Annotated in this window: 8 protein-coding genes; 7 read left to right on the forward strand and 1 reads right to left on the reverse strand. The window is 44.5% G+C overall.

The annotated features are described in order from the left end of the window. The coding region (locus C6P11_RS04765) for a helix-turn-helix domain-containing protein (RefSeq protein WP_135518151.1) at window positions 1–143 on the reverse strand (143 nt) is incomplete at its 3' end. A 275-nt stretch (window positions 144–418) separates the two neighbouring features. Here C6P11_RS04765 and C6P11_RS04770 point away from each other — a divergent pair. From C6P11_RS04770 to C6P11_RS04800, 7 genes are all read left to right on the forward strand, one after another. Then, on the forward strand, window positions 419–1,996 hold the full coding sequence (locus tag C6P11_RS04770) for a peptide ABC transporter substrate-binding protein (RefSeq protein WP_245299778.1): 1,578 nt from the start codon (window positions 419–421) through the stop codon (window positions 1,994–1,996). 66 nt (window positions 1,997–2,062) lie between these two features. Continuing rightward, window positions 2,063–2,323, forward strand: a complete 261-nt coding sequence (locus C6P11_RS04775) for a hypothetical protein (protein ID WP_135519030.1) — start codon at window positions 2,063–2,065, stop codon at window positions 2,321–2,323. Window positions 2,324–2,403: 80 nt separating this feature from the next. Further along, entirely contained in the window at window positions 2,404–2,634 is a 231-nt protein-coding gene (gene zapA, locus C6P11_RS04780; protein WP_135519032.1) for a cell division protein ZapA, read from the forward strand. Beyond that, window positions 2,634–3,176: a CvpA family protein gene (locus tag C6P11_RS04785; protein WP_135519033.1), complete on the forward strand. Its 543-nt coding sequence runs from the start codon at window positions 2,634–2,636 to the stop codon at window positions 3,174–3,176. Before zapA ends, C6P11_RS04785 begins: the two co-directional genes overlap by 1 nt. Window positions 3,177–3,208: 32 nt before the next feature. Next, on the forward strand, window positions 3,209–5,584 hold the full coding sequence (locus C6P11_RS04790; RefSeq protein WP_135519035.1) for an endonuclease MutS2: 2,376 nt from the start codon (window positions 3,209–3,211) through the stop codon (window positions 5,582–5,584). Window positions 5,585–5,756: 172 nt separating this feature from the next. Then, a complete protein-coding gene (locus C6P11_RS04795; protein WP_087045540.1) occupies window positions 5,757–6,224 on the forward strand; it encodes a pyridoxamine 5'-phosphate oxidase family protein in 468 nt (155 codons plus the stop codon). A gap of 198 nt (window positions 6,225–6,422) precedes the next feature. Continuing rightward, window positions 6,423–6,929, forward strand: a complete 507-nt coding sequence (locus C6P11_RS04800; protein ID WP_135519037.1) for a hypothetical protein — start codon at window positions 6,423–6,425, stop codon at window positions 6,927–6,929. Window positions 6,930–6,938 lie beyond the last annotated feature (9 nt).

Here is a 6,938-nt window from a genome sequence, read left to right on the forward strand (position 1 = left end):
CCAACACAGCGGGCAATCTCACGAGAGATTGTCGAAGCGCTTCTACCAATTTCTTTTGCAATGCTACGCATTGACAACCCTTCTCTGAGTAAAACTTCTATACGTCCGCGATCAAATGCGGTAAGCTGATGATAATGACTCATAATGTTTCCTCGCGTTCTGTATGTTCTAGACAAACTACATTTTAGGCTGGTTCATTATGAGTCAGTTTTTATTTAGCTTAGTGTTGCACTTGAATTGTAAATTCAAGTATGTAAAACGGTTAGATTGCAACCGTTTTCAGATGCAAATTCGATGAAATAAGCGCTATTCTTTGAATTCAACTTCACACGGCGGTACTATTTAGTCATCGCTTAGGAGGGCATTCGAGTATGAATAAAGTAGTTAAGGGAGCAGCACTGCATCAGCAAGTCTAATTTTGGGATCAATCGTGGTACCAACGGCAACGCAGGCCGCCACATATAAGACAATCAATTGGACGGATACTGCGCAACTCGGTACGATGGACCAAGCAAAGTCGTCTGCTGCAGTTGATTTTGATGCCATGCAAGCCATTGGGGATGGTTTGTATCGTAATGATAAGAACAGCACACCACAATTGGCATTGGCTGAATCAGTTGAAAAGTCTGATGACGGTTTGACGTACACATTCAAGCTTCGTCCAAATTTGAAGTGGCCAAATGGGGATGCCTTGACGGCCAACGACTTCGTTTATGGTTGGCAACGTACCAACAATCCAAAGACGGCGTCAACGTATGCCTATCTATTCTCAGGTATTAAGGGCGCTGATGACATTCAGTCGGGCAAGGACAAGAACTTGGATGATTTGGGTGTAAAGGCACTGGACGACACGACTTTGGAAGTCACACTGGACAAGCCAATGCCACAGTTGGAATCAATTTTGACGATGGCACCATTCTTCCCACAAAATAAGGCGTTCGTTGAAAAGGCCGGGAGCAAGTATGGTACGACGGCTAAGTACACGTTGTCATCTGGTCCATTCGTCATGAAGGGTTGGAATGGTTCGAACAACAAGTATACGTTGGTGAAGAACAAGCAATACTGGGATGCAAAGGCGGTTAAGACGCCTAAGATTGTCGTGCAAGCGATTAAGGACCAAAACACTGGTTATAACTTGTATAAGGCTGGTAGCGTCGACTTCACGAACTTGTCGCCTGACCAAGTCACGGCGTCAAAGAACTCAAAGGCCTACAAGGTGATTCCATCAGCCACAACGGCTTATGTTGAATTCAATCAAAAGAATTATCCGGTCTACAAGAACGTGAAGATTCGCCAAGCAATGTCTTATGCCATTGATCGTAAGACGTTGGCAAATAAGATTTTGACTGGAACGGCTACACCGGCAACGACGTTCACGGCTGCCAAATTGGCTAAGGATCCAAATACGGGTGAAGATTTTGCCAAGTCAGCAGCTGTGCCTGGCGCAATCGCGTATGACAAGACCAAGGCTAAGCAGTTGATGAAGGAAGGCCTTAAAGAGACTGGTAAAAAGAAGTTATCCGTCCAATTGTTGGCTGATGACACAGATGCTTCAAAGCGTATGGCCCAGTTCATCCAAGCCCAATGGCAAAAGTTAGACAACGTGAAGGTAACCATCAAGGTGGTACCATTCAAGCAACGTTTGGCTTTGTCCGAGGCCAAGAAGTTCCAAGTAGTCATTGACCGTTGGGGTGCTGACTATGCTGATCCATCATCATTCTTGGATTTGGCAACGACGAATTCAGACTTCAACTATGGTAGTTGGAGTGACCAAGCTTATGATGACGCCGTGAACGCTGCTAAGACAACGGATGTGAACGATCCTAACAAGCGTTACGAAGACTACAAGACAGCTGAGCAACAGATTGAAAAGCAAGTTGGTGTCGCACCACTTTACTACCAATCATCAGCCACGTTGATGCGCCCATCAGTTAAGAATGTGGTGCTGAACCCAGTTGGATCACCATACGACTGGAAGTGGGCCTACAAGAAGTAACTAGCATTAAATGGTATACTGGTATCGAGAAGAGGGCTCAGCTACCGTAGAAAGTAGGTAACGATAATGCAAGCGAAGCATGGTACACAAATTGTGGATGTCTGGCAGATTTCAGATGACATGTCACCAGCTGTTTGGGTGCAAGACGCATTCAAACAAGGACTACTCCACTGGGATGCACGTGAAGAAAACACTTTGATGCTCAATGCACCTTGGTCGGTTGCAATGGGGGCATGTGGTGACTTTCTAACACGTGATGGGCAGGAATTGCGCATCGTGAATGAAAAAGAATTCGAAAAAGATTATCAGGTAATCGATAATCAATAGCATCGACCGGAAAGCGCTGAAATATCAGCGTTTTTTTGCTATACTGGTAGTTATGAATAAACAAGAAGAGGAAAGACAACATGGCAGAAAAGACACGTTTTAAAGGCAAAATTCTAGGTAAAGAAATCACAATTACAGCGGCTGAATCACAAGCACACATGAAGGCTGTTTTTGAATTGGCTAACCAACAATTGGACCAGATGAAGCAATTGGCACCCAAGTTGTCAGATGAACAACTCCTAACATTGTTGGCCATCAACGCCTTGTCAGACCAATTGAAGATGCAAGCTGAGAAGGATCACGCTGAATAATGAACTTGCTGTCAATTATTATTGCAGTATTGCTTCTGGCGGCGGTGCTACGTGGTCGCTACCTAGGTTTCGTCCGTAGTTTGCTGACGTTAGGTGGCCGTTTTGTGGTTTACGCAGTGGCTGTATTGATGTCACACCGTTTGGGAAGCTGGATTCACGAAACATTTTTGATGACCGTGCAAGCACGCTGGGCGGCCAACGGCGTACCCGATTTTGTTTCTGATAAAGCCAATGAATTTTTAGCATCCGGCTTAGCGTTTGGACTTATTATGGTGATTGGAACGTTCATTGTGCGTTCAATCGAGCGTAGTTTGCGTTTCATTAACCAGGTACCCTTGCTTGGAACGGTTAATCGTCTAGCAGGTATGTTGGTTTACGGCCTTTTAGTCTACGTTGAAATCTTCTTTGTTTTACAATTAACACAGACATGGGAAATCCCTTGGTACCACGATGCGATGATTCAGTCACCCATCGCCCAATGGATTTTGAATCAGACACCTTACTTCTCAGATGCCATCTATCAATGGTGGATTCTCCAGTAGGGATTAATAAGAGATATTAGAGGTTAAGACACATGAATAAGAAAGTCTTAGCAACCCTTGAGTATGAAGCGGTAAAGGCCCAATTGCGACCATACCTCTCAACGGCTGCTGGTGAAAATGAGTTGCGCAACTTGTTGCCAACTGCAGATGCCAACGAAATGCAAACGTGGTTGGCAGAAACGTCAGACGCAGCTAAGGTGCTACGCTGGCAAGGTGGGATTAACATTCCAAAGTTGGCGGATGTTAAGCCACACATGCAACGTTTGAAGATTGATGCGTCATTGAGTGGGACCGAATTGGCGCAAGTTGGACGCGTATTGTTTACGACGGGACAAATGCGTTTGTTCTTCGAAAACTTGGTGGAAGATCGCGGTGAGCCATTGGCTGCCTTGCGTCCTTACTACACGCGTTTGGTGGTTATGCAAGATTTGACGCGTCGTGTGAATACGGCGATTGATGGGGATGGTCGTGTGACCGATGAAGCCTCACCAGAATTGCACCGTGTGCGTCAGGCCATCACGTCAACGGAAAATGCCATCCGTCAAAAGATGCAAGATTACACACGTGGCAAGTCAGCACAATACTTGTCTGACCCAATCGTGACGATCCGTAATGACCGTTATGTTATTCCAGTTAAGACGGAATACCGTAGTCACTTCGGTGGTGTTGTTCACGACCAATCACAAACGGGGCAAACGTTGTACATCGAGCCTGGTGATGTGGTTGATATGAACAACCGCTTGCGTGAGCACTACATCAAGGAGCGTCACGAAGAAGAGCGCGTTTTGGCTGAATTGTCAGCTATGTTGCGTCCTGAAGCCGACAACATTCAAAAGAATGCTGAAGTTTTGGGTCACTTGGACTTTGTGAACGCTAAGGCCCGTTATGCTGCTGCTACGAAGTCTCAAGAGCCTGAGTACAGCCCAGAGAACCACGTGCGTTTGTTGCAAGCGCGTCACCCATTGTTGGATCCACAAAAGGCTGTGGCCAACGATATTATCATTGGTGAAGACTACAAGGCCATCATCGTCACGGGTCCTAACACCGGTGGTAAGACGATTACCTTGAAGACGTTGGGCTTGTTGCAATTGATGGCCCAATCAGGGTTGTTTATTCCAGTTGCTGAGTACTCAACAGTTGGTTTGTTCAAGGAAGTCTTTGCGGACATTGGTGATGAGCAATCAATCGAGCAATCATTGTCAACGTTCTCATCACACATGGTGAACATCGTTGAAATCTTGAAGCAAATTGACGCTGATTCATTGGTGCTATTCGACGAATTGGGTGCCGGAACTGATCCGCAAGAAGGAGCAGCTTTGGCCATGTCAATTTTGGATGCCGTGGGTGCCAAGGGTTCATACACTGTTGCCACAACTCACTACCCTGAGTTGAAGGTTTACGGCTACAACTGCGTTGATACCATCAATGCGTCAATGGAGTTTGATGTTGAAACGTTGCGTCCAACGTACAAGTTCTTGTTGGGAATTCCTGGTCATTCAAACGCCTTGGAGATTTCAAAGCGTTTGGGCTTGGATCAAAGCATTATCGATGCGGCAGCCTCATTGACGACGGAAGATTCACAAGAATTGAACGACATGATTGCCGACTTGGTTGAGCGTCGTAACGCCGTTTTGGCGCAACAAGTGCAATTGGCGCAACAAGTCATCGAAAATCGTCAAATGAAGAACGATTACGAGCAAAAGCTTGAAAAGATGGAAACCGAGAAGGCCCGCACGCTTGAAGAAGCCAAGAAGGAAGCGAACCACATCGTTGCTGATTCACGTAAGAAGGCTGATAAGATTATCGCTGATTTGCGTAAGATGCAACTTGATGGTGTGGCCGTTAAGGAAAACAAGTTGATGGATGCCAAGGGTGCCTTGAACGCCATGCGTCAAGAACCATCAGCTGAAAACAACCGTGTTTTGCGTAAGGCTAAGAAGGCGAAGAGCCAAAACATCGAAGCCGGCGATACGGTTTTGGTGCGTGAGTACGGTCAACAAGGTACGGTTAAGCGTAAGCTCAAGGACGGTAAGTTTGAAGTCCAAATGGGTATCTTGAAGATGGTGCTTGCTGAAGATGAAATTGAAAAGCAAAACGTTGCCGAAGTGAAGTCAGAGCAAAAGGCTGCGCCAAAGCCACGTGTTAACACCAGTAAGGCCGTTAACCGTGCGAACGCATCAGCAACGCTTGATTTGCGTGGACAACGCTATGAAGCTGCCATGAGCGAGCTTGATCAATTTATCGATCGCGCATTGCTAAATAACTTGCCTTCCGTTGAAATTATTCACGGTAAGGGAACTGGTGCAATCCGCCAAGGTGTGCAAGAATACTTGCGTTCACACCGTGCTGTGAAGAACTTCAACTTCACGGGTCCTGATCAAGGAGCCACGTACGCTGAACTAGGTTAATACTGAATGGAGGCCAGCAATTCGTTGCTGGTCTTTTTGTAAACCTTGACGTATTTGTGGCTAATTCTTAAACCGGCAATAAAACATACCGAATCCAGGTGTTTATATCAGTTTTTCATTTAAGAGTTAGTTATAATAACCACAAGGAACTAACTAAAGGGAGTATGAAATTATGACAGAAGCAAATTTGGATACCAAAGCATTGTTGGAAAAGTACTTGCGTGATTCACACGTTTTGAACTTGGCAACAGCCGTTAACAACCGTCCATCAAACCGTGACGTCTTCTACTTGACGCCCGATGAGTTGACGGACTACATTTATATCACGACGACGCGCAACTCAAACAAGATGGCTGAAATTGAAGCTAACCCATTTGTTGCGTTCACGACGGTGCCAACTGATGAGGACAATGGGGTAGTCACATCAAACAAGGCTGAAATTCATTTGACGGACAAGTCAATTGATGACGTCGCAGAATTGATTGAAAACCAAATTCCAAACTGGATGGATGTTGCTGGAGAAGCAAAGGACAGCTTTGTTGTATTGAAGTTGTCATTCAGCTCAGTCAAAATCTTCGGTGATCAAGGAATCAGTTCGTTGTTGTTGAACGAAGAAGGCGCAGCACAAGAAACGCTGTAGTTTCTAAAAATTTCTGATTATTTATGTCGTTCTAAAACAGGTATTAGGCTTATATGTGTAAGCCTAATACCTGTTTTTTATGATTTAGTGAATAAATGAAAATTTACGAAATACGATTTACCAATGATTTTCAGAGGGCTTTCGCGCAATTATGTGCAGAATGTATAATTAACATACAAGAATGAAAGAAGGATTCTAATGGCTTCATATATTGATGAATTTTTACGAACTTTGAAAGCGAACAGAAAAGGTGACAGGAATACGGCCCTGTTTCCGCTTGATGAATTTGATGAACTCATGATTTTATTAGACGAAATACATTATGCAGGTCGTGTTACAAAACCTATGGTTGGTAAAATGAAAAATGGTGTTAATGCGGTTATTGATAGTTTTCAAATTTCTCCAATTGATAACCATGAAAATAATTATCATGATGACGTTGATAAAATTATTAACAGATTGAAGCTATTTAGGAGCGAATATCAAAGCATAGATGATTGGCGGGAGGTTTCTCTTGTTTTGAGAAATGATATTGCGGGTATGACCAAAGATGAAAGATGGTCAACGGACAAGCGACGAAGTCAGTTGGCGCTGATGTCAAGATTATGGACAGGTTTTTTCGGCACCGAGAGGTGCCGGACTCCGAAAATTTTTCAAAACCCGGATTTCAGCTTAAAAAGGCGTCATTTCTCGGTGTTTTTGTAGGTAGAACAG

This window comes from Weissella confusa, assembly GCF_004766315.1.
Lineage (GTDB): Bacteria > Bacillota > Bacilli > Lactobacillales > Lactobacillaceae > Weissella > Weissella confusa_A.

Bases quoted from the DNA above. Each gene is read 5' to 3' on its own strand.
- C6P11_RS04775 (WP_135519030.1), top strand. From the start codon at position 2,063: ATGCAAGCGAAGCATGGTACACAAATTGTGGATGTCTGGCAGATTTCA.
- zapA (WP_135519032.1), top strand. From the start codon at position 2,404: ATGGCAGAAAAGACACGTTTTAAAGGCAAAATTCTAGGTAAAGAAATC.
- C6P11_RS04785 (WP_135519033.1), top strand. From the start codon at position 2,634: ATGAACTTGCTGTCAATTATTATTGCAGTATTGCTTCTGGCGGCGGTG.
- C6P11_RS04790 (WP_135519035.1), top strand. From the start codon at position 3,209: ATGAATAAGAAAGTCTTAGCAACCCTTGAGTATGAAGCGGTAAAGGCC.
- C6P11_RS04795 (WP_087045540.1), top strand. From the start codon at position 5,757: ATGACAGAAGCAAATTTGGATACCAAAGCATTGTTGGAAAAGTACTTG.
- C6P11_RS04800 (WP_135519037.1), top strand. From the start codon at position 6,423: ATGGCTTCATATATTGATGAATTTTTACGAACTTTGAAAGCGAACAGA.